This is a genomic window from Companilactobacillus halodurans (assembly GCF_009600985.1).
GTDB lineage: Bacteria > Bacillota > Bacilli > Lactobacillales > Lactobacillaceae > Companilactobacillus > Companilactobacillus halodurans.
In genome coordinates this window covers 1-1,695 of the sequence record NZ_VDFP01000095.1, presented here as the reverse complement: position 1 = coordinate 1,695, position 1,695 = coordinate 1, and the positions used below count along the sequence as shown (strand labels likewise).

The following is a 1,695-nucleotide window of genomic DNA, read 5'->3' as shown; positions in this document are numbered from 1 at the left end:
AGCGACGACTATTGCGGCTATTAATTTAAATTACGCGTTAATTCCATTAGTTTTATACGTTGTTATGTTCTTGATCTTGTTAGGATATAATGAGACCAGAATCAAGAATGCTATAAAGTAGTTTTAATACATTCGTCAGAAGTTACCTAAAGGCAAAATCATCAAAGAAGGTCAAAAATGCAGCAAGAATCACGTTTCGCAAATCAAAATAATGACGACAATTCTCCTCTAGCAAACCGGGTTCGTCCCACAACGCTAGAGGCTTTTGTCGGTCAACAACACTTGATTGGTGACAATAAAATCTTAAAAGATATTATTGATCAAGATAACATCCCGTCACTAATTTTCTGGGGTCCTCCTGGGGTGGGTAAAACAACTTTAGCCGAAATCATCGCCAAGAAAAGTGCCGTTACTAGCGGTATTAACGATATTAAGAAAGTCATGAAAGAAGCCGAAATGAATCGTGAGATGGGACAAAAGACGATTGTCTTTATTGATGAAATTCATCGGTTTAATAAGGCCCAACAGGATGCTTTTTTGCCGTTCGTTGAAAAAGGTAGTATTACTTTGATTGGTGCAACAACTGAAAATCCGTCATTTGAAATCAATTCAGCTTTACTATCCCGTTGTAAAGTTTTCGTTCTCAAATCGCTAACAACTGACGATTTAATTCAACTATTACAAAACACTTTGAAAAATCCCAAAGCCTTTCCAAAAGCAAAAGTTGAGATAGACGATGACACCTTGGAGTTAATTGCTGCTTACGCTAATGGAGATGCCCGTGTAGCTTTGAACACCCTCGAAATGGCTGTCATCAATTCTGAAACTAAGGATAAGGTGGCACACGTTGATATTGATAACATTCGGCAATTATTAAATACCAAATCATTACGTTACGACAAGAATGGTGAAGAACATTACAATATTATCTCGGCTCTCCACAAATCAATGCGTAATAGTGACACCGATTCAGCGATTTACTGGGTCATGCGCATGCTCGATGGTGGCGAAGATCCACTTTATATAGCCAGACGACTAGTTCGTTTTGCTAGTGAAGATATCGGTTTGGCTGACACTAATGCTTTAAATGTTGCAATCAATGCCTTTCAAGCTTGTCAATTTCTTGGTATGCCTGAATGCAACGTTCACTTGGTGGAGACTGTTATTTATTTATCCGTAGCTCCTAAATCAAATGCTACTTATAAAGCTGTTTTACGTGCTAAAAAAGACGTTAAAAAGTATGGCAATTTGCCGATTCCCTTACAGATTCGAAACGCGCCTACCAAGTTGATGAAAAATCTCGGATATGGTAAAGATTACAAACTAGCACACGACTATGCTGACAAACTTACCACAATGAAAACTGTCCCTAAAGAAGTAGAGAATAGTATTTATTACCGCCCTACTGAACAGGGTAAAGAGAAGTTTTTCAAGCAACGTCTAGACTACATTGCCAAGTGGCACCAAGAACATTACAAGAATTCTGATAATTAATCTATTTCACTAAAAAAAGCCGATATGATTGACCATATCGACTTTTTTAGTACGTCAATGCTATTTTTGCAAATGAATCACATCATCATCTGTAGCCAAAAATGCATCCGTCACAATTTCAAAATAAGATGTTCCTAATACACCTGTCATTTTTGTTAATTTATCATTTATTTCAGCGATATTTTGCCAGTTATCAAAATA

Annotated in this window: 1 protein-coding gene; it reads left to right on the top strand. The window is 36.9% G+C overall.

What is annotated here, in order from left to right; genetic code table 11:
* Positions 1–177: 177 nt before the first annotated feature.
* Positions 178–1,494 carry a replication-associated recombination protein A gene (locus tag FHL06_RS12705; RefSeq protein ID WP_153386950.1) on the top strand — a complete coding sequence of 439 codons (1,317 nt, stop codon included), beginning with the start codon at positions 178–180 and terminating at the stop codon, positions 1,492–1,494.
* Positions 1,495–1,695: the final 201 nt, after the last annotated feature.

Bases quoted from the DNA above. Each gene is read 5' to 3' on its own strand.
- FHL06_RS12705 (WP_153386950.1), top strand. From the start codon at position 178: ATGCAGCAAGAATCACGTTTCGCAAATCAAAATAATGACGACAATTCT.